A 23,475-nucleotide genomic window follows, 5' to 3' on the forward strand; every position below is an offset into this window, starting at 1 on the left:
GCAATCTTATTAAAATTATTTTTCGTCTTTTTCACTGATTTCCTTAGCCATTGGATTGTCTAAAACTCTTAGCTCATCTTTAGGCTTTTCATAGTGATTCAATGAAATAACAGAATGTCTGTCAATATGTCTAGGGCCTTCAATATTCCAATCTGAAAGTTCTTTTCTTTCGAAACGACATGTATCACAGATGAATTCTTCAACTTCTCCCCACTGATCTTTTCTGGCAGTAACTCTTACAATTTCGTCACCTTTCATCCAAACAACAGCTTTTCCTGAACATTTACCACATTTACAAGTAGCATTCATTGGTTTTGTGAACCAAACTCTGCTTGCAAAACGAGAAGTTCTGTCTGTTAATGCTCCAACAGGACAAACATCGATAATGTTTCCGATGTAGTCGTTATCTAAAGCTTTATTTAAATAGGTAGAAATTTCTGCGTGATCTCCTCTGAAAAGAATTCCGTGCTCTCTAGTCTCTGTTAATTGATTTGCCGTCAATACGCATCTTGCGCAAAGAATACAACGGTTCATATTCAACTTAATGTTCGGACCAAGATCGTCTGCTTCGTATGTATTTCTTTCAAACTCAGTTCTTGTCTGAAGATTTCCATGCTCATATCCAAGATCCTGAAGATGACATTCACCAGCCTGATCACAAACAGGACAGTCTAGTGGGTGATTAACCAATAAGAATTCGGTAACCGCCTTTCTTCCTTCCTGAGCTTTTTCAGAAGAAAGATTTTTAACTTCCATACCGTCCATTACGTTAGTTCTGCAACTTGCAACTAATTTTGGCATAGGGCGAGGATCTGCTTCCGATCCTTTCGAAACTTCTACTAAGCAAGTTCTACATCTTCCTCCACTGGTTTCCAATTTGCTGTAGTAGCACATTGCAGGAGGTACAGATTTTCCACCGATTTGTCTTGCTGCTTCAAGAATAGAAGTACCAGGCAAAACTTCGGTAGTTTGTCCGTCTATAGTTATTGTGAATTTTTTAACTTCTTCGCTCATATCATATGCTTTAAGCTTTCTGCATTAAGCAATAGGCTTTGTTATTTATTTTTCTTAGTATTAAATGTATATCCGATTCCTGCCAGAACCTGTCCGAAAACAAAATCCTGTTGTGCTTTATCAGGTTTGTTATTTAATGTGGTTTTTATATCCCACATATTAATATAACCGGCTTTTCCTTCTACTCTGATCATCCAGTTTTTCCAGAAAACTAAGTTTAAACTGGATCTGATATCAGTTCCCATACCTGCAACGTGAAAACGGTCACTTCTTTCATTTCCGAAAAGTTTTACATTACTTTTAGGAAACATTACTCCGATTCCGGCTCCATAAGACCATACTAAATCTATGTTTTTTTTATGAATAAGATTTTTATATTTCTCAAGACCTAAATTTTCATAATTAAGTCCATCTGTATGCTCAAAGGTAAGAAACTGTGAATCAGATAAATCTACCTGTCCGTTTTGTACCATTCCTGCATACTGAGGATCTGAAATATGACCTTTAAAATCTACTGTCTGGTTCTGATCCATCACATATTTCATATGATCTATCCCAAGTACCAATGCTAAATTATCTTTAATAAAATATCCTAGCCTGAAATTATACTGCGTTACGGTAAACCAACTTGGATCAAAATAAACGATTCCAAATTTTGTAGGTCTATCCTGTGCTGATACATTATTCAATTGAAAATCGTAACCGTTTCCTTGAAAATGGATATCAGAATTACTATAAGCAGCTCTGTTCCAACCATAGAAAACGAATATCTGACCTTTTTTGCTTAATGGATAAGGTTTTTCTTTCTTCTTAACAGGAACTGGGCCTACAGTTGGTCCGTTACCATCTTCATAAGGATATTTCAAACTATCACTTTTGGCGTTTTGTCCAAAAACAAAATTCGAAATAACTAATCCAACAACTAATAACTTCTTCATTATAATTTGTCTAAGCATTTTTTTCAACAGCAGGAATTGGATCTGCGTAATTTGCCAGTCCGTAATTTTGTGTCTGAGACAATTCCGGATTTTTCACATGCCATTCAAACTCGTCTCTAAAGTGACGAATTGCTGCTGCTACAGGCCAAGCTGCTGCATCACCTAAAGGACAAATGGTATTTCCTTCGATTTTTCTCTGGATATCCCAAAGTAGATCGATATCTTCCATTTTTCCTTCTCCTTTCTCAATTTTCTTTAAGATTTTATGCATCCATCCCGTTCCTTCACGGCAAGGTGTACATTGTCCACAACTTTCGTGGTGATAAAATCTTGCCAACGTCATGGTATGTTCTACGATACACTGGTCTTCATCTAAAACAATGAAACCTCCTGAACCCATCATTGTTCCGGTAGCAAATCCACCATCAGCTAATGATTCGTAGTTCATGTATCTTGGTTCTCCGTTTACGGTTCTTAATAATAGATTAGCCGGAACAATTGGAACTGAACTACCTCCCGGAATACAAGCTTTTAGCTTTTTACCGTTCGCAATACCACCACAATATTCATCAGAGTAAATGAATTCTTCAACCGTAATGGTCATGTCGATTTCATAAACTCCTGGCTTATTAATATTTCCACAAGCAGAAATTAATTTTGTACCTGTAGATCTTCCAACTCCAATTTTAGCGTATTCAGCTCCTGTAATATCAATGATAGGAACAATTGCAGCAATAGATTCAACGTTATTTACAACCGTTGGTCTTTCCCAAAGTCCTTTTACAGCAGGGAATGGCGGTTTTAGTCTTGGGTTTCCTCTTTTACCTTCAAGAGATTCAAGCAATGCTGTTTCTTCACCACAGATATAAGCTCCACCACCTCTTTGAACATAAATTTCACAATCGAAACCAGTTCCTAAGATGTTTTTACCTAAAAATCCTGCAGCTTTAGCTTCTTCAATAGCTTCTTCTAAAATATCCGGAATCCAAGAATATTCTCCACGAATGTAGATATAAGAAACATTTGAACCTAAAGTATAAGATGAAATAAGCATTCCTTCGATCAATAAATGAGGAAGAAATTCCATCAAATATCTGTCTTTGAACGTTCCAGGTTCAGATTCATCAGCATTTACTACCAAGTGTCTTGGTACGCCTTCCGGTTTTGCCAAAAAGCTCCACTTCATTCCTGTTGGGAATCCTGCTCCACCACGTCCACGAAGTCCGGAAGCTTTTACTTCTTCCAAGATTTCCTCGGGTGTCATTTTCAAGGCTTTTTCAGCTGCTGTGTAACCTCCCTGTTTACGGTAAGTTTCAAAGTAGCGGATACCTTCTATATGTGCGTCCTTAAGTAAAAGTTTTTTACTCATTTTAATATGCTTATTGCAATTGGCTTTTGGCTTCTTGCATTTAATTGTTAAAATTTAAATTTTTATTAGCCCAAATCAACTTGCCCTTCTCTGCAAAGATCTAGGATTTCGTCAACTTTCTCTATTGTTAAATTTTCATGAAAGAATTTCCCTAACTGTAACATTGGTGCATATCCACAAGCACCAAGACATTCAGCCGGTTTTAGTGTGAACATTCCATCTTCTGTAGTTTCTCCATCCTTAATGTTCAGTTTAGTTCTGATATGGTCCAGGATTTTTTCGCTTCCGCAAACCATACAAGGTCCGGTCCTGCAAACTTCCAAGACATATTTACCAACCGGTTTCATATTGAACATGGTATAAAAAGTAGCTACTTCATATACTTCAATTGGCTTAATACTTAATAATTCAGCAACATAATCCATCACAGGAACGTCTAACCATCCTCCGAATTCTTTCTGTGCTATGTGTAGAACAGGAAGAAGAGCAGATTTTTGTCTACCTTCAGGATATCTCGCCATAATTTTATGTACCTGTGCTAAACTTTCCGGTTTAAAAGCTATTGTTTCGCTCATTTTTTATCTCTAATTAAAGACTAAAGAACCAAGGAAATATTCTAAAGTTCAATATTCTAAATTCGTTTTATATAAGGTGATGAAAGTCTTTTTTCTTTCATCTTTTTTCTAATATCTAAATTATGCGTCTAATTCTCCCGCAATAATATTCATACTACACATCGTCACAATCGCATCAGAGATTACAGAACCTGTAATCATTTCAGGATAGGCTTGGTAGTAGATAAAACATGGTCTTCTGAAGTGCAGTCTGTAAGGACTTCTTCCACCATCACTCACTAGATAGAAACCTAATTCTCCGTTTCCACCTTCTACAGCGTGATAAACTTCTCCTTTAGGAACATCAGTTTCTCCCATTACAATTTTGAAATGGTAAATTAATGCTTCCATTTTGCTGTAAACATCAGCTTTTTCCGGTAAATAGAAATCAGGAACATCCGCGTGGAATGGCCCTTCTGGAAGATTATCGTATGCTTGATTGATTATTTTAAGAGATTCCCAGATTTCCTGCTGACGAACCATGAAACGGTCGTAAGTATCACCTGCAGTTCCTACCGGAATGATAAAGTCGAAATCTTCATAAGAAGAATAAGGTTGTGCAACTCTTACATCATAATCTACACCTGCTGCACGTAAATTTGGACCTGTAAAACCATAGCTTAATGCTCTTTCGGCAGAAATTGCTCCTGCACCGATGGTTCTGTCCATAAAGATTCGGTTTCTTTCTAATAACTGACCGAATTCTGCAAATCTTGCAGGGAAAGTTTTTAAGAAATCCTTCAGTAACTCATGGAATTTTGGAGTGAAATCTCTTTCAAAACCTCCAATTCTTCCCATATTTGTAGTCATTCTTGCTCCACAAATCTGCTCATACATATCATAAATACGCTCTCTTTCGATGAACATGTACGTAAGACCTGTAATTGCTCCTGCATCCATCCCGGTTACCCCATTACAAATAAGGTGGTCACCGATTCTTGCTAATTCCATCAAAATTACACGCATGTAATCTACACGCTTAGGAACTTTAACTCCAATTAGCTTTTCAACTGTCATGTGCCAACCTAAATTGTTGATTGGTGCAGAACAGTAATTCATACGGTCGGTAAGGGTAGTGATCTGAGAATAATTTCTTTTTTCAGAAATCTTTTCAAATGCTCTGTGGATGTAACCCACGGTCTGCTCTGCGTGAAGGATTCTTTCTCCATCCATCGTTAAGATATTCTGGAAAATCCCGTGAGTAGCAGGGTGGGTAGGACCTAAATTAAGGGTGTATAATTGACCATCAATTTGCTCCTTACTGTCGTACTGGTTTAGTATATTAGATAATGAGTTATCTTTCATAATTTAAATGCTTTAGGCTATAGGCGTTAGGCTTTAAGCTTATTGCTTACTGCTTACTGCTTATTGCATTAATTTTATCTTCCGAACATGCTATCGTTCTTGTCTGTTCTTGTGCCATCTTCAAGACGATATTCTTTCAACATTGGGTGGTATCCAAGATCTTCCATATTTAAAATAGCTCTAAGATCAGGGTGTCCTTTAAATTTAATTCCGTAGAAATCAAAAGTTTCTCTTTCCATCCAGTTGGCTCCTGCGTATAATTCTACAAGAGAATCAACTTCGATATTTTCTCTGGACATAAATATTTTCAAACGGATTCTGAAGTTGGCCATCATATTATGTAAGTGATATACAACGCCTATTTCTTTGTCCGGAAATTCTGGGTAATGGATTCCACAAATATCTGTAAGGAAATTAAATTCCAGCGATGAATCTTTAAGATAATGAATAATCTTCTTGATATCTTCTTTCTTCACTTCAACAGTCAACATTCCGTAAGGCTCTGAACTTGTGATTACAGATTCCGGAAATTCTCTTGTGATTGCTTCTAATACAAATTCGTTCGTCATTTCCGTTAGTTGCTAATGTTGTAAGAATCTAATAATTTTTGGTATTCAGGCATATCTCTTCTTCTGATGCTTTCGCTTTCTGCCAAAGCCTGAACCTGCATTACACCTTCAATAATCTGCTCCGGTCTTGGCGGGCATCCGGGAACGTAAACGTCAACCGGAATAATTTTATCAATTCCCTGTAACACAGAGTATGTATCAAAAATACCACCGCTGGAAGCACAAGCTCCAACAGCAACTACCCATTTTGGCTCAGCCATCTGAGTATACACTTCTTTTAGGACTGGTCCTAATTTTTTAGATATCGTTCCGCAAACCATCAACATATCTGCCTGTCTTGGTGAGAAAGAGTTTCTTTCCATACCAAATCTTGAAGCATCATAAGTAGGGTTTAGGGTAGCCATAAACTCGATACCACAACAAGAGGTTGCAAATGGTAACGGCCAAAGAGAGAACTTTCTAGCCATCCCGATTACACTGCTCAGTTTCGTTGCGAAAAAGCCTTCTCCTTCAAATCCTTCGGGAGCAGGTGCATCTGTTCTTATTACTGGTTTGTTATCTGACATTTCTTTTAATTTTAGATTTTGAAATATAAATTTTAGATTAAACTCAAAACTTATAATTCACAATTTGTTTTTTATTTATCCCAATCAAGTGCGCCACGTTTCCAAACGTAGAAAAATGCTACGAAGAAAATCGCCACGAACGTAAGCACAGCAAAGAATCCTTCAAATCCGAATTCTCTGAAGTTTACAGCGTAAGGATAAAAAAATACGATTTCAATATCGAATAGTACGAATAATACCGCAGTCAAGAAATACTTGATAGAAAACGGTGTTCTGGCATTTCCTTCTACAGGAACTCCACATTCCCAGCTTTGGTTCTTAACAGAATCTCCTTTTTTCTGCTGTGGGCCTAAAAAATGCGCTCCAAGTAATGAAACAGCTACGAAAGCAACCGCAACACCGGCTTGGATAAGGATTGGAATATAACTTTCAGGTAAATTCATTTTTGCATTATTATCTCAATTTGCAAATTTACAGAATAAACAAGAAAGCATGAAATTAATAACCTTAAAAGTGGGATTAAAATTAGGAAAAGTGGTAATTTAGAATCAATAAAAATAGCTGTTATTTCTTCATTTTTTTGAGGAGAGAGTAGGCCATAAACGAAATGTAGGCAAATAGGATACTTGCATACATTATGTTAACTACTGTGTTTGTTCGGTCGTCTTCAATCTTAAAAAACAAATTATAAGCGATAAAACCTGCTATTAAAATCGCGAAAATGATAAGATGTGGCTTCATTATTGGGTGGTAGGGGTTGGTGGGTTTGAGAGTTTGAGGGTTTTAGAGATGAAGTTATTGAGTGTGTTGAAAATAGGTAAAATTACTTATTACCAATTATTCATTACTTATATCCAAAGAGTAGGTTCTTCTTCTTTTATGGTTTGTAGGATTGTAGTCCTGCCAAAGAACCTGTACGCTCTTGTTTTCCTCTAATTCTGGGTTGGTTTCTGCGAAATCGATTCCCATGCTTGTAAATCGGACAAAAATTTCTTTGAAAATAATAGCGGTTACGCCACGTCTCTGATATTCAGGGTGAATTCCGATAAGGTAGAAATTAGCACGGTCATTTTTCTTACTTGCCTGTAAAAAATGCCACCATCCAAACGGAAATAATTTCCCTTTAGATTTTTGTAAAGCTCTTGAATATGAAGGCATTGTAATGGCAAAAGAAACCAGTTCCTGATTTTCATCAATAACACAAATTACATAGTTTTTATCAATAAAAGGAAAATATTTTTCTCTGTAAGTTTGGATTTGTTCATCCGAAATCGGAGTGTATGTTGAAAGATGTTTATAAGTTTCATCTAGCAATTTAAACATAGGTTCTACATATGGTAAAATCTCTTCTTTTGAGTTGAAATGAAGTACTTTAAGCTTATATTTCTGAGCAATTAGTCCACTGAATTTCTCTACTTTTTCAGGTAAAATTTTAGGAAAATTCATCTCAAATTCTACCCATTCTTTTTCTTTTGTAAGTCCAAGTTCTTCAAGATGTTTAGGATAGTATTCGTGGTTATAAATACCGATCATTGTTGCCAATTTATCGAAGCCCATCGTTAGCATTCCTGCTTTGTCAAGATTGGTGAAACCCATTGGGCCTTCAATTTTATCGATATTGTTTTCTTTAGCGTAGTCAATTGCTTTTTGAATTAAAGCTGCTGAAACCTCTTTGTCATCAATAAAATCAATCCATCCGAAACGAACTTTTTTAACGCCTAATTCTTTCTCTTCCTTATGATTGATGATCACAGCGATTCTTCCAACTACCTTATTGTTTTTTATTGCCAGATATTGTTTTGATTCTGAATAGTTTAAAGCCGGGTTTTCTTTAGCATCCCAAATTTTAAATTCATCCTTAATAAAAGAAGGAACATAATAAGGATTGTTTTTATAAAGATCCATCGGAAATCTTACGAATTGTTTTAATTCTTTTTGGCTTTTTACTTCAATAATTGCAATTGTAGACATAGTTTAATAGGGCTAATTGTAAAGCAAATATAAATAAATAAAATGTAATACTTTGGCACAGTTTTTACATCTTAAAGGTTAAAAATTTACATTAAATCAAATAAAAATGATTGGTTATTACATAATTATTGGTATTTCAATGTTGGTAAGCTGGTATGTTTCATCAAAATTGAAATCCAAGTTTGCATATTATTCCAATGTACACCTTAGAAACGGGCTTTCCGGAAAGGAAGTTGCAGAAAAAATGTTGAGAGATAATGGGATTAACGATGTTCAGGTGATTTCGGTTCCCGGACAGTTGACAGATCATTATAATCCTGCTGACAAAACCGTAAATCTTTCGGAAGGTGTTTATATGCAGAGAAATGCCGCGGCTGCAGCTGTTGCTGCTCACGAATGTGGTCATGCCGTACAACATGCTGTGGGATATTCAATGCTTCAATTGCGCTCAAAATTAGTTCCTATTGTTAATATTAGTTCTAATTTGATGCAATTCGTTCTTATCGCAGGTATTGGTATTATGGCTGCGACTCGATCAATTCAAGATCCAAACGGAAATACGATTGTTTTGGCGATCGGAGTTTTGATGTTTGCCTTTACAACGCTTTTTGCTTTCGTAACACTTCCCGTGGAATATGACGCGAGTAATAGAGCAATGAAATGGTTGAAAGATACCGGAACTGTAACGGCTGAAGAATATGTTGGTGTTCAGGACAGTCTGAAATGGGCAGCGAGAACCTATGTTGTAGCAGCGATCGGATCTTTGGCACAACTTCTTTACTGGGCATCTTTATTGATGGGAGGAAGAAGAAATTAATCAATAAATTCAAACGAAATATTCTGCATCTCGGACAATTTGTCTGAGATGCTTTCTTTTTGTGCTATTTTTAATGACGCGGTGAGGATACAGTTTTCATTAGCATCAAAATTTAAAACTTTAGCATCAAATTTAGAAAGCAATGTGAAGATTGTGTTTTGTTGATTAAAACTGAATTGAATTTCTATTTCCGTTTCTAATTCTTTCGTAATAATATTGGCTTCGTCTAAAGTTATTTTTGCACATTCTTTATAAGCCTTAACCAAACCTGAAACTCCGAGTTTTGTTCCGCCATAATAACGAACTGAAATCACTAAAACATTTGTAATTTCATGAGCCAATAATTGATTGTAAATTGGTAATCCGGCACTTCCGGATGGTTCACCGTCGTCATTTGCACGATAATTTTCTCCATTCAAACCTATTCTGAAAGCATAACAATGATGCGTCGCTTTTGGATGTTCTGATCTAATTTTTTCTAAAGCAGTTTTAAGTTCGGTTTCATTGTTAACAGGAAAGGCAAATCCGATGAACTTGCTTCCTTTTTCTTTTAATAAAGTGTTTTCTATGGGTTTTTCTATGGTTTTGTATTCGAACTGCATTATCCTTGTTTCTTATAAAATTGGATTGAATTATCTCTAAAATCTTCAATTTTACTAGGTTTTACATCAAATTCAGGAGCTTTTGTTCCATTCTCCAATTTCAAATTTTCATTTTTAATAACAATTGCTTCATCCCAAAGATTTTCATTAATGAATTGCTGTAAAGTAAAACTTCCGCCTTCAATAATTACAGATTGAATTTGTTCTTTATATAAAACTTTCATTAAATCTGATAGAAAATTTTCTTTTTCAATTTTAATAAAATGAATATTATTTTCAATTCCTTCTCGAGTTGAATTGAAAACTAACGTTTTTGCTTCGTCATTATATATTTTAAAATCTCTTGGAACTTTTAAATCAAAATCAATTAAAATTCTAACAGGATTTACGCCTTCAACATTCCTTACTGTCAAACTTGGATTATCATTCAAAGCAGTTTGTGTTCCCACTAAAATCGCGTGTTCGTCAGCTCTTAATTGATGAACAAATTGATTCACCAAAGAATTTGAAATAGAGTAGGGTTTGAAATCTTTATCCATAAATCCGTCTCCGGATTCTGCCCATTTTAAAATAATGTAAGGTCTTTGCTTTTTGTGATAGGTGAAAAATCTTTTATTAAGTTCAATACATTCATTTTCTAAAACTCCTGAAATGGCTTCAATTCCAGCATCCTGAATGATCTTTTTTCCTTTTCCGTTCACTTTATCATGAGAATCCATTGCACCGATCACTACTTTTTTGAAACCAAGTTCTTTAATTTTTAAAGCACACGGCGGAGTTTTCCCATAATGCGCGCAAGGTTCAAGAGAAACATAAATAGTCGATTCCGGAATGAGATCTTTGTTTTTTACTGAATTAATGGCGTTGATTTCAGCATGATTTTCCCCGGCTTTATGATGATAGCCTTCACCAATAATTTCTCCGTTATGAACGATAACGCTTCCTACCAAAGGATTGGGGTAGGTTTTGCCCAATGCTTTTTGAGCCAATTCGATACATCTTTTTATATAAAATTCGTCCTGCATAGTAAAGAAAAAAGCGAAGACAAATTTCTTTGCTCCGCCTTTTTTTATATTTTAAATTATTTTATTCTCCAGCGATAATTTTGTGAAGATTTTGTTTTAAAGTTTCCAAATGAGCTTTTTTCTCGTCGATCGAATCGAAAGTATCCTTCAACATAAGATTTTCTCTTGACGGATTTTTGAAGAACGCCAAGTTATTTTCCAATTTCACGATTTCAGATTCAAGATCAGAGATTTGACTCTTGATTTTTCTTGCTTTATCGGTTAATTGGTTTTCAGAAAGACCTTCTTCTTTTAATTCAAGTTCGTTGATTTTATTAAGCTTCAATTTCTCTCTCAAAGTTTTGTTGAATTCAGAATTGATCGCAATTTTATCTCTCGGAACTTTTCCAATATTATTCCATGCAGATTTTATGGCTTCAATTCTTTCAATGCTTCCTTCTTCGTTTGAAACGGTTTTTAAGTCTTCAAGAATTTCTTTTTTGTGCTTGTAGTTTTCTTTCCAGTTATCGGTAGAAGCATTGCTTTTTTCTCTGTAATTGTTGAAGAAAGTGTTGCAAGCATCACGGAATTCGTCCCAGATCTTATTCGTCATGCTCTTTGGAACGTGACCAACTTTTTTCCAGTCTTCCTGTAATTTTTTGAATAACGGAACAGCAATATCCCACTCTTCATTATTCATATTGTCTTTTGCAGTTTGGATCAATTTTAATTTTTCATCCAGATTGGTCTGCTGAGAACCTTTTAAAGACTTATAATAATTGTTTTTTGTTGTATTGAAAGCTCTTAGTGTTGTTTTAAAATCATTCCAGTTTTGGTTTGATAATTTTCTTGGAACACTTCCGGTTTTTAAAAACTCAGAACGAAGATCTTCAACTCTTTTGATCGAATTCTGCCAATAGCTGTGGTTTGGAGTATCAGACGGCTCAGAAAGTTTTTTGATTTCTGTGATGATCTGATTTTTCTTTTCAAAATTTTCATTTTGTTCAGATTCAATGGCTGCAGAAAGTTCAGATTTTCTTTCGTGGATTTTGTTGGAAATTTCTTTAAATTCTTCCCAAGTTTTCTCACGGAATTCTTCTGCAACTGGCTCAGCTTCTTCCTTCCAAAGTTTATGTAAATATTGTAATTCGTTTAATGCTTTTTGGATTACGGGCTCATTCTCCAATTCTTTGGCGCGAGCAATAATGTGTTCTCTTTTTTCAAGATTGTGGCTGTATTCCTGCTCCAAAAATTCTTTATTTAAATCTAACATTTGATAAAACTGGTTCAAATGATGGAAATAATTGTTATTAAGAATCTTGAATTCAGATTTCGCAACCTGTCCTGCATGAGACCATTCTTCTTTTATTTCACGAATAGATTTGAAAAGATTGGTTCCCGGCTCAGAATTGGTATAAAGATTTTTAAGTCTTTCAATAATACTTTGACGGTGATCCAGATTTTTTTTCTGCTCTTCTTCCTGTCCTTTTTGGAAGTCGTCATGTTTTTCTCTGAAAATATTAACCAAAGCAGAAAATCTAGCTTGTGAAGGATGCTCGTAACTGAAATTTTCAGCTGAGTTTCCGCCTTCTACATATTCATGCTTTTTGTCTTCCACTTCATCATGGATAAAATGACTTGCTTTTTCTTTTAATACATTGAATTTTCTAAAATCTTCACCAGCATTAGGCGTGTTGATGATTTTTTCCATTTCCTTCAAAGCCTCGCTCAATGTGATATCTGCAACAGCGTGCTCATCGTGATGTTCTGCATCATCTTCATGTGCATTTTCCTGAGCAGGTACGGTGTTCTCTGATGTTTCTTCTTGAGATACTTCGGTAGAAATTTTATTTTCTTCGTTTTCAGAAAGATTATTTTCTGTTGTCATAGCAAATCTATATTATGTGAATGGAGTTAATATCCTTTAAAAATAGCTTAAAAGCCAATTTGAGTACTAATTTATGTTATTTTTTTTGAAAATTCCAAATTTCCCAAGCTTTTTCTGCTTGCTGTTCAAGCATGTAATAACCATTCACTGTTTTTGCTCCTTTTTCAGAAGCTTTAATGATGAATTGCGTGTAATTCGGATTGTAAATAAGATCTATAATTAAATGCTCTTTTGAAAGACCTTCAAAAGGGAAATTTAAACAGTCTTCCACATTCGGGAAAGTGCCTACAGGTGTGCATTGTACAATAATTTTGTGATTTTGAACGGTTTCTTTATCCAAATTCTCAAAATTAATTTCTGAATTTCTTGAGATGATCTTTGAAGAAATTCCGTGTTTATCCAAAGCATATTTTACAGCTTTTGCAGCACCACCATTTCCTAATATTAAAGCAGAATCCTGATACGCTTTTTTATGAAGAAGCAATGTTTTTTCAAATCCAACGGCATCTGTATTGTAACCAATTTTTTTACCATCTTGAATTAATACGCAGTTTACAGCGCCAATTTTTTCCGCTTCATCACTTAATTCGTCCAAATAATCAATGATCTTTTCTTTATAAGGAATCGTTACGTTAAAACCCAAAAGATCGGGTGTTGAAAATAAAGCTTCCACTTCATTAATTTCATTTAAATCAAAAATACTATACGAAAAGCCTTTTAACATCAGCTTTTGAAATTTATCTTCGAAGTATTTTTTGGAAAAAGAATAAGAAATATTTCTTCCTATTAAGCCTAATTTTTTATTGGAATCCATATATCAAAAATAAAAAAAAGACCGAATAAATCGGTCTTAGTTTAAAAATATTTTTTTCTGTTATTCTACAATGAATTTTGTTGTAGCAATATCAGTTTTAAGAATGTAATTTCCCTTTGTAATTCCTTTAAGATTGATCTTATTAGAGTTTTTAAAAGGGTTTGCAATTGTTTCGATCAATTTTCCTGAAAGATCATAGATCTGTGCTTTTGTAATTTTGCTTAAGTTTTCACCTTTTACAAAAAGCTCGTTGTTTTTAATCGGGTTAGGGTAGATGCTGAATGCTTTTTGTTTTGCAGTTTCAGTTGTTGCCAATACCGTATTACAAGTCCAGCTTAAGTCATCAATAGAAACTCTTTTACCTGTTTCTGAATTTATAATTTTAATAACAATATTACCGGAAATATTTAGACTACTGATAGTAGTTGTTGTATTTGATGTACTAAAAGGAATAGTCCCGACATTGTTTCCATTGATTTGCAAAGTTAGGTTTCCTGCAGTATCAGAAAACGGCAATTTTGTGGTAACTGTTAAGCTAGTAATCCCTCCAGAAATAGTAGAGCTTGTAAGACTTCCATTTCGTACGTTAATTGCTTTTCCGTTAATAGTCTGGTCTATTCTTGAATCTGTTGCAGACCAAGTAATATTATTGTTTGTCCATGTCTGGGTAGCATACACAGGATTTGAAGTAGCCGGAATAGTTTCAAAATTTTCTGTTCCACAACCTGTTGTTCCGCCACCTGTACCCGCAAGAGTAGTTTCTGTAGCGATATTACTTTGAGGAGATGGGTTTCCAGAAGCATCTTTAGCAATAATATAGAAATTATATAATGTAGAAGATGATAGGTTTGAAACAACAGTTGATGTTAAAGATCCTGAAACAGTAGCCTTTAAGATTCCGTTTGCATAAATGTCGTAAGATGTTACTCCAATATTATCTGTAGCAGCAGTCCATGCTAAGGCAATAGAGTTTGAAGTTGGGTTACTTGCTGCTAAATTCGTAGCAGCCGTTGGAGCTTGAGTATCTACAACCGGAGTTCCCCAGATTTGGTCAACATATTCAGGGTGATCAATATATGGATTTCTATTTGCCTGATAAACGTAAGCTGCATTATTTCGCGTAATTTCTGTCTGAGATACCGGGTCTAAAGTATTCCATGCAAGTAATTGATTAAGTTCCCATGTCTGAAGTCCCGGGAAAGGAGATCCTCCAAGCATGTTTCCTGAGCTAAAGCTCGCAAGTTGAGATTCGTATCTTGTTACAAAATAAAGGATCATTCTTGCAACGTCTCCTTTGAAGGCATCGATAGGCTCAAATACAATACCAGAATAACCTGCTGAAATAGAAGTTCCTAATTTCGAACCATTTAAAGACGTGAATGAAGCTGAACCAACTTTTCCGAAAGGATAGTTTGATCTCATTCCGTTCACTTTTCCGTCCGTAGCACGAATAAAGTGAATGTCTGATTTCATTGGAAATGCTTCGTTGAATAAACTTTGCGGAACAATATGTTCTCTGTTGTAGCAGTCGCCCTCATTGCCGTAACTTCCACATTGGTCGCTTGGACCATAATTAAAATTATATGGATCTGGACCGTTAGGATTTTCAGAATAGATGTCTAAAATTGTTCCATCGTTTTCGTAAGAATAGTCTCGGTCGGTAGTTTGGTAGCCTGTCCATAGGCCTCCATAACCATGATCCTGATGACCATTTGAGATGATTTCTTTTAATTTCGTTTTCAGAGCCGCGCCTGAAAGGCCGGTAGTTCCATCGTAATATCCCGCTGGGATCTGAGCAAATGCAGTAATAAATGCAAATGTCAATAAAAAAGAGAGTAAAGTGCGTTTCATTTATAAAAATTGGGCGATAAAGGTACGAAAAATTAAAAAAATTACTTATTAATTTTTAGTAATATACTCTTTACTGATCTTAGAAAATGCCCAAGAAATGATGAAACCGAATAGGGAAGCGGTAATGGCTACCGTGAAGTAATTTTTGCCAACAATTCTTACCGGAAAAGGAAGCGTCTCATTAGCTTTAAAAAACTCAGTGTATAATTGGAAATAGCAAAGTGCTGTACCCAATATTAAGCCAGAAATAACACCTAAAACCACAATAAGAATTCCTGTATAGAAATAAATTCTTCTTAAATGACTTAAAGGAAAACCTAAAGAAATCAATGATTTAGCCTGTTCCTTTTTGTCTAGTTGTAAAATAATAATCGCTCCGGCAAGATTGAATGTTGTAATGAAAATTACCAAAGCAAAAATCAGATAAATGAATAGCTTTTCAGTATTGATCATTTTCCAAAAGGCGGCATTTTCTTCTTCTTTGGTCTTGATTTCAACATCTTTTCCAAGAGACGATAATAGCCTTTGTTTTACTGAATCTGTGTTGTCGGGATTTTTTAATTTAATGACAATCTGGTAGGCAGAATGTTTAGGTAAATTAAGTAATTCCTGAGTCAGTTCTATTGGTGAAATGATATAATTGTCTAATTGATCCTTTCCTGGGAAAACTCCCGTAATCAGAATGTCTTTTTTATTGTAGATATCTTCTTCTTTATTGATAATACCAGTTCCGGGTTTAGGCATAAAAAGCGTTGCGTAATCACCGGACGAAGCTATAGGAATAGATAATCTGTTGTCTAAAGAGTTTTCCATTAATACTTCATTCGAGTATTCGAAACTTGGATAAGATCCGTAAAAAACATCTTTATCGATAGGATTTACCTTTGTGTAAGCGGAATCAACACCTCTTAAATAAGCAATGTCTCCTTTTCCGTTATAGCTGATGTATATTTTTTCTTCAATAACTTTTGAAAAACTTGTGATCTCTTTATCGCTTTTTAAAACGTTATCAACTTTATCTATATTTTTGATTGTTTTTCCGGTACTGCTTTTTAACGTTAAATCGGCATGAAGATTAGAAATAAGGTCTTTATTAAGATCCTCAAGCCCCGAAAAAACGGAGATAATTACAAACATTGCAGTTACAGCAACCGTCATTGCTCCTACAGCCAGCCACGTAATAAACGTAACGGCAGTACTTCCTTTTTTCGATAAAAGGTAGCGTGAAGCTATGTAAAATGCAATGTTTTTCAAAATCTATAAAACGGGATTGTCGCCTTCGCCTCTTAATTCTTTTTCAAGTTTTTCTACATCATCAAGGGCAGTATCCAAATAGAAATTAAGCTGTGGAATGATTCTCACCTGCTTACCCATTTTCTGACCGATAAAATTTCTGTACTGAGTTTTATTTTCCTCAATTTCCTTCATGATAGAAGTTCTGAATTCCTGAGGGAATATGCTTAAATAAATTTTAGCAATACTCAAATCGGGAGTTATTTTTACATCCGAAACGGATACTAAAAAACTTTGCTTGCTTTCTGCAGCCTGTTTGCGGAAAAGTTCTGCGAAATCTTCCTGTATAATCTGTGCTACTTTTCTTTGTCTGTTACTTTCCATAAGTTGTGCAAATTTAGTACTTTTGTTTGAATTGCTATTTGAAATTTGATACCATTATCAAATTTACGACTTAATTATATTTATTTTTATTTATGAAGCTAGAACATATTGGCATCGCGGTGAAATCTTTGGGCATTTCTGATGAACTGTTTACGAAACTATTAGGTAAGGAATCTTATAAAAAAGAATCCGTAGAAAGGGAAGGAGTAGTCACTTCTTTTTATGAAACCGGAGAAAGTAAAATTGAGCTTTTGGAAGCCAGTAATCCGGAAAGTCCAATCTCAAAATTTATTGATAAAAAGGGAGAAGGCATTCATCATTTAGCTTTTGGTGTTGAAAATATCGTTGAAGAGGTAGAAAGATTAAAAAAAGAAGGATTTCAATTTATTTCCGAAGAACCGAAAGAAGGTGCTGATAATAAATTGGTTGTGTTCCTTCACCCTAAATCTACAAACGGAGTCTTGGTAGAACTTTGCCAAGAAAAGCAATAAAAAGTTTTGTAGTGAAAGAAATTTTACTATTTTTGCAATCACAAAATTTAACCAAATTTTGAGGTCCTATAGCTCAGTTGGTTAGAGCACCTGACTCATAATCAGGTGGTCCCTGGTTCGAGCCCAGGTGGGACCACAATAATATCAACCACTTACAGTAACGTAAGTGGTTTTTTTATTGCTATTCTTTAAAATCCGTAACTTTGTAGTCTCCAACAGTTATTTAATAACAAAAAACGAAAACAATGTCAATAACAAACGAACATGAATTAATAGGAATGCAGAAAGCAAGTGAAGCCGTTGCGTATACCTTAAAGGAAATGATTAATTATGCTCAGGCTGGTATGACGACAAAAGATCTTGATGAGTACGGAGCTAAAATACTTTCCGATTTCGGTGCAAAATCTGCTCCTTATCTTACCTATGGATTTCCGGGATGGACGTGCATCAGCGTAGATAATGAATTCTGCCACGGTATTCCTACAGATCAAAGAATTTTGAAAGAGGGAGACTTAATTAATATCGATGTTTCAGCAGAGCTTAATGGTTTTTGGGCAGATAATGGAGGTTCTTTTATCATCGGAAAAGATATCAATCAACATCAAAAATTAGTTGACGCTTCTAAAGATATTTTAGAGAAAGCAATCAATAATATAAAAGGTGGCGTAAAAATAGCTGATATCGGATTTTTGATGGAAACTGAAGCTAAAAAAAGAGGTTTTAAAGTCATTAAAAACCTTGGCGGACACGGTATTGGAAGGAGTTTACACGAAGAGCCGAATGAATTACTAAATTATAGAAACCGTTTTGATAACAGAAGATTCAAAAAAAATTCTGTTGTTGCGATTGAAACATTTATCTCAACATCTTCAAACCTAGCTGTAGAATTGAAGGATGGTTGGACAATGGTCGGCAATAAGGGCGGTTACATGGCACAACACGAACATACAATCGTTGTGACCGACGGAAAGCCAATTATTTTAACTCAAATGAATGAAATCTTGAACTAAAAAATAAATTTTATTTTTATAAATAGTTTTCCAATAAATACAAACACTTACAAAAATGTAGGTGTTTTTTTTGTTTCTATAGTGTTGATTATTAATGATTTTTAAATTTTTATAAAATTATTTCCAACCTTTTTGGTTCACCAAGCATCTTTATAGATAGAGACAATTATTAACCTCAAATATTTATAAGATGAAGAACATATGCCTGAAACTTTTGCTGTTTTTCCCGATGTTATATTGGGCGCAAATACCGATTATTGAAACACCCGATAAAAAAGGAGGATTTGAGAATAATAATAAGGTTATTCTTCAGAAACTGAATATCGAAACCAAAATTACGGGCGGAATTTCCACCAACGTTATCACAATGGTTTTTAAAAATAATTCTAACCGATTGATGGAAGGGCGATTGACTTTCCCACTTCCGGAAGGAGTAAATGTGAGCGGATATGCTTTGGATATTAACGGAAAACTGCGAAATGCCGTTCCCGTAGAAAAAGAAAAAGCAAAGGAAGTTTTTGAAACCATTCAAAAGAGAAATGTTGATCCCGGAATTTTAGAAAAAGTTGAGGGAAACAATTTCCGTACAAGAATTTATCCGATCAATGCAAATGGTGGAGAAAGAACAGTTCAGATTTCTTATAATTATGAATTGAAAAAACAGGGAAGTAATTACCAGTATTTTTTACCGCTTAATTATTCTACTCAAATTCCTGAGTTTAATATCAAGACAAGCGTTTTTCAGAATTCGGTTTCTCCTCAGTTGGAAGAAAAGCCTGATGGAAGCTTTAATTTTGTTAAAAACGGAAACGTTTGGGTGGCCGAAACACATAAACTGAATTATAAACCAACTCAAAATTTAAAAATTAATTTTCCTCAAACTGATGAAAATCAAAATGTATTGATTCAGAAAGCTTCGGATAATTCCTCTTATTTTCTTGCTAATTTAGGAATTGATCCTAAAGAAAAAGCAAAGAAATTACCTAATAAACTAGCCATTATTTGGGATAATTCTTTAAGTGGATCAAAAAGAGATCATGCAAAAGAATGGAGCTTATTGGAAGAATATTTTAAGGTAAATAAAAACCTTTCCGTGAAAATTTATTTACTTAATAATACGTTTGATGAAGGAAAAAGCTTTAAAATAAACGATGGAAACTGGAACGAATTAAAATCATATTTATCTCAAGTTACTTACGATGGAGGAACTGATTTCGGACAATTAAAATCAGTAAAAGAAGATGAGGTTTTATTTTTCACAGACGGTCTGTCTTCTTTCGGAGATCTTAAATTGACTATAAAGAATCCTGTTTACACAATTTCTTCATCCAATAATGCGAATTTTAATCAATTGAAATTTATCAGTAATAAAACTGGAGGTGAATTTTTAAATTTAAGTGAAAACGATCCTAAAAAAGAAGTCCGTAAATTGTTGTACCAGTCTTTAAAATTCATAGGAATTGAAAATAATTCTTCATTGACGGAAGTTTATCCTTCGTTGTCACAAACAATTTCTCAGGATTTTGTATTAACTGGTATTCTGAAAGGAAATCAAGCAACCATAAAAGTTTTATTTGGTTATGGAAATGAAGTAACAGAGGCAAAAGCGATTTCTTTAGACGTGAATAAGCAATCCGTAAAAGATTGGGAAATTTCACAATTCTGGGCTCAGAAAAAGCTTAACGAACTGGAAATTTTTGAAAAACAAAACAAAAATGAGATCAAAAATATCAGCAGACAATTCGGTTTGGTAAGCAACAACATGAGCTTGATGGTGTTGGAAAATGTTCAGGATTATGTTCGATATGAAATCAGTCCGCCATCTGAACTGCGTGAAGAATACAATCAGATTGTAAAAAGTAATCAGGCTCAAAAAGATGTTCGTGTTAATGATTTAATGGCAAAAGCTGAAGTAATGACTGAGAATCTTAAAAAATGGTGGAATACAGATTTTGAAAAGAAGCCAAAATATTATCCTACACCCAGAAGGTCAAAAGATACAGCCAGAGTTATGGACATTGAAGAGGTTGTAATGGTAGGTTATTCAGCTAGGACAGTAAATAGATCAGTTGCGAGTGCGTCAAGTACTGTTGTTTCATCTCCGGTAGCAAAACCTTCATTGCAGGACAATGTAGTACAGGCTCTTGAGGGTAGAGCTCAGGGAATATCTATCAGAGGAGCTGGTTCTGTGCGTGGAGACTTTAAGAGTAAAGAAATCGCTGAAACAATCATTCAAAAAGGAAAAATAACAACGATAGATGTAAAATCAGACGCTGCTTATATGAAGTTTTTTGAGTCTGCTAAAAAATCAGAAGAGATCTATCAAATTTACCTTAATAACAGAAAAGACTACGCTGAAACGCCGCAATATTATTTTGATGTGGCTCAGTTATTTTTCAAAATTGATGATAAAAAAACAGGATTAAAAGTATTAAGTTCTATCGCTGACCTTGATATTGAAAATGAGGAATTATATAAATTATTGGCCTATAAATTAAAACAAGCTGAGGTTTACGATAAAGAACTTTGGATCAGTAAAAAAGTGTTGGAATGGCGACCTTTCGATCCACAAAGTTACAGAGATTATGCACTGGCTTTAGAAGATAACAAGGATTATCAGGGAGCTTTAGACAATTTATATAAAATTTTAAATCAGTCTTACACCCGCGAAATGGCCAATCGTGACCATGGAATTGAAGAAACCATCATCATGGAGATCAATGAACTGATCAGCAATCACAGAAATGAGCTAGATCTTAAAAATATCAACCCAAAAATTATTGCAGATTTACCTGTGAACATCCGAGTGGTGATCAACTGGAACAAAGACAATACAGACATCGATCTTTGGGTAACAGATCCCAAGAATGAGCGTTGCATGTATTCTCATAAATCAACGGAAATTGGAGGAAGATTAAGCGATGATTTCACTGGAGGTTTCGGGCCGGAGCAGTTTTTACTGAAAAAAGCTATCAAAGGAAAATATAAAATTGAAACTAATTTCTTTAATGAAAACCAAGTAAGTGTTGCAGGAGCAACAGCAATAATGGCCGAAGTTTTCATCAATTATGCTTCAGGAAAACAGGAAAGAAAAATCGTGGTTTTCCAAAATAAAAGTGAACGCGATACAAGTAATCGTGATGGCGTTTTAATCGGAGAATTTGAATTTTAGATAAAGGATGTAATATGTTAATATGAATGTTAGTGTGGCAGGAGTCGGTTTTTTTACCGGCTCTTGCTTTTTTATTATTGAATTAGATTTAAAAATGATTATTTTTAAGTTGATTAAAAAAGATACAAGATGAAACAACTATTTATTTTTTTTCTTTTCGTTTTGGGCACTCAATTAAAAGCTCAGAAAGTTTTTTCAACCGAATATTCTAGTCAGGCAGATATAAAAGTTTTTGTGGTTGAATATGAAAGTCAGGCTGATCTTAAAGTTTACAAAGTACAGTATGACAGCCAGGCGGGAAGCAACGACGGGAAATGGTTTTTTACAGAATATGGAAGTCAGGCTAAAAAGAAGATCTTTTTTGTTGATTATGAAAGCCAAGCTGATCTTAAGATCTTTTTTGTAAAATATGATAGTCAGGCGGGATGGCGAAATAACAGTAAAAAACAATTACTTTATTAATATATCTATCTGGAAAACAGTAATGAAAAGTAAAACATCTACAAAAAGTAAGTGTTTTTTTTATATGTGACTTATAAATTACACACTACATTTATACTACCAAATTATTTTTAATGTTTTGATTATTAGGTGATTAAATTTATGAAGTAGCCATGTAGTAATATTATTTTCATATTTCCGACATACATTTGCAGTAGAAAATTCAACAAAACATAAATGATTGATTGATAGAATTAAAAAAGCTTTGTTGAAATAAAATTTACATAGATGATGATTAAATAAATATTTTCCCCCTCAAATTGTTCCCAAAACAGTTAGTACTACTTTTAGATGAAAAAAAATTATTAAAAAGAGGGGGAATATATTTTAATCACAAAAAATATAAGGTATGAATTTCCCCATATACTTTAGTGTTGTGTTTAAGCTTTTACATTTTTGTAGAAGCTTTTTTTTTGCTTAAATCTCGTTTTTCCATAAAAAAACCGGCTCCTAAAAGAACCGGTTTCCCCTTCATTATTAAAAAACTAACTCAACCATTCATTAAGGTTCCAAATGATTTACTTTCGTATGGATAATATCATAAAATACAGTCGGATCACTCGCATTAGGAGTAATTCTGTAGGTAAATTTGTCGCTGTTTAGTTCAAGAATTTGTACATCACGTGTAAAGATAACAGCCCCGCTGGTTGGATCTTTTGCCACGATAGTTCTTGTTTTTCCGTCTGCAGAAATAGACCAATCACCTTGATTTCTCAGAACATCATTCAATCCATAAATAGCATACGTTCCGCCAGCTCTGAAATAAGCAAACCCTACATAACCAGCTACATTGGCATCGGTTAAATTCATTGAATTCCCGTCTTTATCTTTCGCCCCAGTAGTTTCCCAGGCTGTAGAAGCTAAAGTTCTCTGTCCATTACTTGGCTCTCCGTGAGCTGTTTTTGTGTGGATAATATCGTAATACACAGACGGATCACTCGCGTTGGTGTGAATTCTATACGTGAAAACATTTTTGTTCAACTCAAGAATTTCTACATCACGCGTGAAGATTGAAGTTCCGTCAGGACGAAGCGCAGTAATAGTTCTTGTTTTTCCTTGAGGATCTACAGACCATGTTCCCATTGATCTTAATACATCAGTCAAACTGTAGATTGCAAATTTTCCATCTGCATTAAAATATGCGAAGCCAACAAAACCGGCTACTGCAGGATCGGTTAAGGCAACAGATTGCCCGTTGTTGTTTTTAGCACCCGTAGTTTCCCATGGAGTAGAAGATAAAACTTGCGAGGGAGTCAGTTGTTCTTCAACAATTACTTGATCATCATCATTTGAACAAGATATTGTAGTGGCAGTCAGGGTGAAAGCTGTGAACAGATAACATAATTTTTTTAATGTACTCAT

22 protein-coding genes and 1 tRNA gene are annotated in these 23,475 nt (G+C 34.5%); 6 read left to right on the forward strand and 17 right to left on the reverse strand.

Translation table 11 applies throughout. From position 1 onward, the window contains the following. Positions 1–15: 15 nt before the first annotated feature. The 9 genes from SB689_RS14040 to SB689_RS14080 all read right to left on the reverse strand — a co-directional run bounded on the left by SB689_RS14040 (position 16) and on the right by SB689_RS14080 (position 8,346). Positions 16–1,014, reverse strand: coding sequence for a 2Fe-2S iron-sulfur cluster-binding protein (locus SB689_RS14040; protein ID WP_054512961.1), 999 nt, complete (start codon positions 1,012–1,014; stop codon positions 16–18). Between the two features lie 41 nt (positions 1,015–1,055). After that, positions 1,056–1,952, reverse strand: coding sequence for a hypothetical protein (locus SB689_RS14045; protein ID WP_410692755.1), 897 nt, complete (start codon positions 1,950–1,952; stop codon positions 1,056–1,058). Positions 1,953–1,962: 10 nt separating this feature from the next. Further along, positions 1,963–3,321 (reverse strand): NADH-quinone oxidoreductase subunit NuoF, encoded by a 1,359-nt coding sequence (gene nuoF / locus SB689_RS14050; protein ID WP_410692756.1) that lies wholly within the window; start codon positions 3,319–3,321, stop codon positions 1,963–1,965. A gap of 65 nt (positions 3,322–3,386) precedes the next feature. Next, positions 3,387–3,896: a complex I 24 kDa subunit family protein gene (gene nuoE / locus SB689_RS14055; protein WP_054512959.1), complete on the reverse strand. Its 510-nt coding sequence runs from the start codon at positions 3,894–3,896 to the stop codon at positions 3,387–3,389. Positions 3,897–4,016: 120 nt separating this feature from the next. Further along, positions 4,017–5,240 carry an NADH-quinone oxidoreductase subunit D gene (locus SB689_RS14060; protein WP_066752182.1) on the reverse strand — a complete coding sequence of 408 codons (1,224 nt, stop codon included), beginning with the start codon at positions 5,238–5,240 and terminating at the stop codon, positions 4,017–4,019. Positions 5,241–5,314: 74 nt separating this feature from the next. Next, entirely contained in the window at positions 5,315–5,809 is a 495-nt protein-coding gene (locus tag SB689_RS14065; RefSeq protein WP_410692757.1) for an NADH-quinone oxidoreductase subunit C, read from the reverse strand. Between the two features lie 5 nt (positions 5,810–5,814). After that, the gene (locus tag SB689_RS14070; RefSeq protein ID WP_047397471.1) at positions 5,815–6,375 is read right to left on the reverse strand and encodes an NADH-quinone oxidoreductase subunit B; all 561 of its coding nucleotides are present in this window, start codon (positions 6,373–6,375) and stop codon (positions 5,815–5,817) included. 71 nt (positions 6,376–6,446) lie between these two features. Beyond that, entirely contained in the window at positions 6,447–6,818 is a 372-nt protein-coding gene (locus SB689_RS14075; RefSeq protein ID WP_066752178.1) for an NADH-quinone oxidoreductase subunit A, read from the reverse strand. A gap of 394 nt (positions 6,819–7,212) precedes the next feature. Next, positions 7,213–8,346, reverse strand: coding sequence for a GTP cyclohydrolase (locus tag SB689_RS14080; RefSeq protein ID WP_410692758.1), 1,134 nt, complete (start codon positions 8,344–8,346; stop codon positions 7,213–7,215). A gap of 106 nt (positions 8,347–8,452) precedes the next feature. Between SB689_RS14080 and SB689_RS14085 the strand changes: the two genes are divergently transcribed. Continuing rightward, positions 8,453–9,163 (forward strand): zinc metallopeptidase, encoded by a 711-nt coding sequence (locus SB689_RS14085; RefSeq protein WP_170857333.1) that lies wholly within the window; start codon positions 8,453–8,455, stop codon positions 9,161–9,163. On the opposite strand, the gene SB689_RS14090 is transcribed toward SB689_RS14085, so the two are convergent. From SB689_RS14090 to rbfA, 7 genes are all read right to left on the reverse strand, one after another. Beyond that, positions 9,160–9,765: an IMPACT family protein gene (locus SB689_RS14090; protein ID WP_410692759.1), complete on the reverse strand. Its 606-nt coding sequence runs from the start codon at positions 9,763–9,765 to the stop codon at positions 9,160–9,162. The two genes, SB689_RS14085 and SB689_RS14090, sit on opposite strands and share 4 nt — an antisense overlap. Continuing rightward, a complete protein-coding gene (ribD, locus tag SB689_RS14095; RefSeq protein ID WP_410692760.1) occupies positions 9,765–10,790 on the reverse strand; it encodes a bifunctional diaminohydroxyphosphoribosylaminopyrimidine deaminase/5-amino-6-(5-phosphoribosylamino)uracil reductase RibD in 1,026 nt (341 codons plus the stop codon). The genes SB689_RS14090 and ribD overlap by 1 nt, the downstream gene beginning before the upstream one ends. A 61-nt stretch (positions 10,791–10,851) precedes the next feature. Further along, the gene (locus SB689_RS14100) at positions 10,852–12,657 is read right to left on the reverse strand and encodes a DUF349 domain-containing protein (protein ID WP_410692761.1); all 1,806 of its coding nucleotides are present in this window, start codon (positions 12,655–12,657) and stop codon (positions 10,852–10,854) included. 76 nt (positions 12,658–12,733) lie between these two features. Next, positions 12,734–13,471, reverse strand: coding sequence for a shikimate dehydrogenase family protein (locus SB689_RS14105; RefSeq protein ID WP_410692762.1), 738 nt, complete (start codon positions 13,469–13,471; stop codon positions 12,734–12,736). Between the two features lie 60 nt (positions 13,472–13,531). Beyond that, the gene (locus SB689_RS14110) at positions 13,532–15,322 is read right to left on the reverse strand and encodes an endonuclease (RefSeq protein WP_410692763.1); all 1,791 of its coding nucleotides are present in this window, start codon (positions 15,320–15,322) and stop codon (positions 13,532–13,534) included. 48 nt (positions 15,323–15,370) lie between these two features. Next, positions 15,371–16,576 (reverse strand): ABC transporter permease, encoded by a 1,206-nt coding sequence (locus tag SB689_RS14115; RefSeq protein WP_410692764.1) that lies wholly within the window; start codon positions 16,574–16,576, stop codon positions 15,371–15,373. Positions 16,577–16,579: 3 nt separating this feature from the next. Beyond that, positions 16,580–16,939, reverse strand: coding sequence for a 30S ribosome-binding factor RbfA (gene rbfA / locus SB689_RS14120; RefSeq protein ID WP_066752154.1), 360 nt, complete (start codon positions 16,937–16,939; stop codon positions 16,580–16,582). 92 nt (positions 16,940–17,031) lie between these two features. On the opposite strand from rbfA, the gene mce reads away from it, so the two are divergent. The 5 genes from mce (at position 17,032) to SB689_RS14145 (ending at position 22,074) form a co-directional block, all read left to right on the forward strand. Next, positions 17,032–17,430 (forward strand): methylmalonyl-CoA epimerase, encoded by a 399-nt coding sequence (mce, locus tag SB689_RS14125; RefSeq protein ID WP_410692765.1) that lies wholly within the window; start codon positions 17,032–17,034, stop codon positions 17,428–17,430. 62 nt (positions 17,431–17,492) lie between these two features. Next, a tRNA-Ile gene (locus SB689_RS14130) sits at positions 17,493–17,566 on the forward strand. A gap of 109 nt (positions 17,567–17,675) precedes the next feature. Then, a complete protein-coding gene (gene map / locus SB689_RS14135; RefSeq protein ID WP_410692766.1) occupies positions 17,676–18,440 on the forward strand; it encodes a type I methionyl aminopeptidase in 765 nt (254 codons plus the stop codon). A gap of 190 nt (positions 18,441–18,630) precedes the next feature. Continuing rightward, entirely contained in the window at positions 18,631–21,612 is a 2,982-nt protein-coding gene (locus tag SB689_RS14140) for a VIT domain-containing protein (protein ID WP_410692767.1), read from the forward strand. 129 nt (positions 21,613–21,741) lie between these two features. Next, entirely contained in the window at positions 21,742–22,074 is a 333-nt protein-coding gene (locus SB689_RS14145; protein ID WP_410692768.1) for a DUF6150 family protein, read from the forward strand. 540 nt (positions 22,075–22,614) lie between these two features. On the opposite strand, the gene SB689_RS14150 is transcribed toward SB689_RS14145, so the two are convergent. After that, the gene (locus tag SB689_RS14150; RefSeq protein ID WP_410692769.1) at positions 22,615–23,475 is read right to left on the reverse strand and encodes a DUF4822 domain-containing protein; all 861 of its coding nucleotides are present in this window, start codon (positions 23,473–23,475) and stop codon (positions 22,615–22,617) included.

The organism is Chryseobacterium sp. SIMBA_038, assembly GCF_046535115.1.
In the GTDB taxonomy this organism is placed as follows: Bacteria; Bacteroidota; Bacteroidia; order Flavobacteriales; family Weeksellaceae; genus Chryseobacterium.

Coding starts and splice junctions, on each gene's coding strand:
- SB689_RS14040 (WP_054512961.1), bottom strand. CDS start 1,014: ATGAGCGAAGAAGTTAAAAAATTCACAATAACTATAGACGGACAAACT.
- SB689_RS14045 (WP_410692755.1), bottom strand. CDS start 1,952: ATGAAGAAGTTATTAGTTGTTGGATTAGTTATTTCGAATTTTGTTTTT.
- nuoF (WP_410692756.1), bottom strand. CDS start 3,321: ATGAGTAAAAAACTTTTACTTAAGGACGCACATATAGAAGGTATCCGC.
- nuoE (WP_054512959.1), bottom strand. CDS start 3,896: ATGAGCGAAACAATAGCTTTTAAACCGGAAAGTTTAGCACAGGTACAT.
- SB689_RS14060 (WP_066752182.1), bottom strand. CDS start 5,240: ATGAAAGATAACTCATTATCTAATATACTAAACCAGTACGACAGTAAG.
- SB689_RS14065 (WP_410692757.1), bottom strand. CDS start 5,809: ATGACGAACGAATTTGTATTAGAAGCAATCACAAGAGAATTTCCGGAA.
- SB689_RS14070 (WP_047397471.1), bottom strand. CDS start 6,375: ATGTCAGATAACAAACCAGTAATAAGAACAGATGCACCTGCTCCCGAA.
- SB689_RS14075 (WP_066752178.1), bottom strand. CDS start 6,818: ATGAATTTACCTGAAAGTTATATTCCAATCCTTATCCAAGCCGGTGTT.
- SB689_RS14080 (WP_410692758.1), bottom strand. CDS start 8,346: ATGTCTACAATTGCAATTATTGAAGTAAAAAGCCAAAAAGAATTAAAA.
- SB689_RS14085 (WP_170857333.1), top strand. CDS start 8,453: ATGATTGGTTATTACATAATTATTGGTATTTCAATGTTGGTAAGCTGG.
- SB689_RS14090 (WP_410692759.1), bottom strand. CDS start 9,765: ATGCAGTTCGAATACAAAACCATAGAAAAACCCATAGAAAACACTTTA.
- ribD (WP_410692760.1), bottom strand. CDS start 10,790: ATGCAGGACGAATTTTATATAAAAAGATGTATCGAATTGGCTCAAAAA.
- SB689_RS14100 (WP_410692761.1), bottom strand. CDS start 12,657: ATGACAACAGAAAATAATCTTTCTGAAAACGAAGAAAATAAAATTTCT.
- SB689_RS14105 (WP_410692762.1), bottom strand. CDS start 13,471: ATGGATTCCAATAAAAAATTAGGCTTAATAGGAAGAAATATTTCTTAT.
- SB689_RS14110 (WP_410692763.1), bottom strand. CDS start 15,322: ATGAAACGCACTTTACTCTCTTTTTTATTGACATTTGCATTTATTACT.
- rbfA (WP_066752154.1), bottom strand. CDS start 16,939: ATGGAAAGTAACAGACAAAGAAAAGTAGCACAGATTATACAGGAAGAT.
- mce (WP_410692765.1), top strand. CDS start 17,032: ATGAAGCTAGAACATATTGGCATCGCGGTGAAATCTTTGGGCATTTCT.
- map (WP_410692766.1), top strand. CDS start 17,676: ATGTCAATAACAAACGAACATGAATTAATAGGAATGCAGAAAGCAAGT.
- SB689_RS14140 (WP_410692767.1), top strand. CDS start 18,631: ATGAAGAACATATGCCTGAAACTTTTGCTGTTTTTCCCGATGTTATAT.
- SB689_RS14145 (WP_410692768.1), top strand. CDS start 21,742: ATGAAACAACTATTTATTTTTTTTCTTTTCGTTTTGGGCACTCAATTA.
- SB689_RS14150 (WP_410692769.1), bottom strand. CDS start 23,475: ATGAGTACATTAAAAAAATTATGTTATCTGTTCACAGCTTTCACCCTG.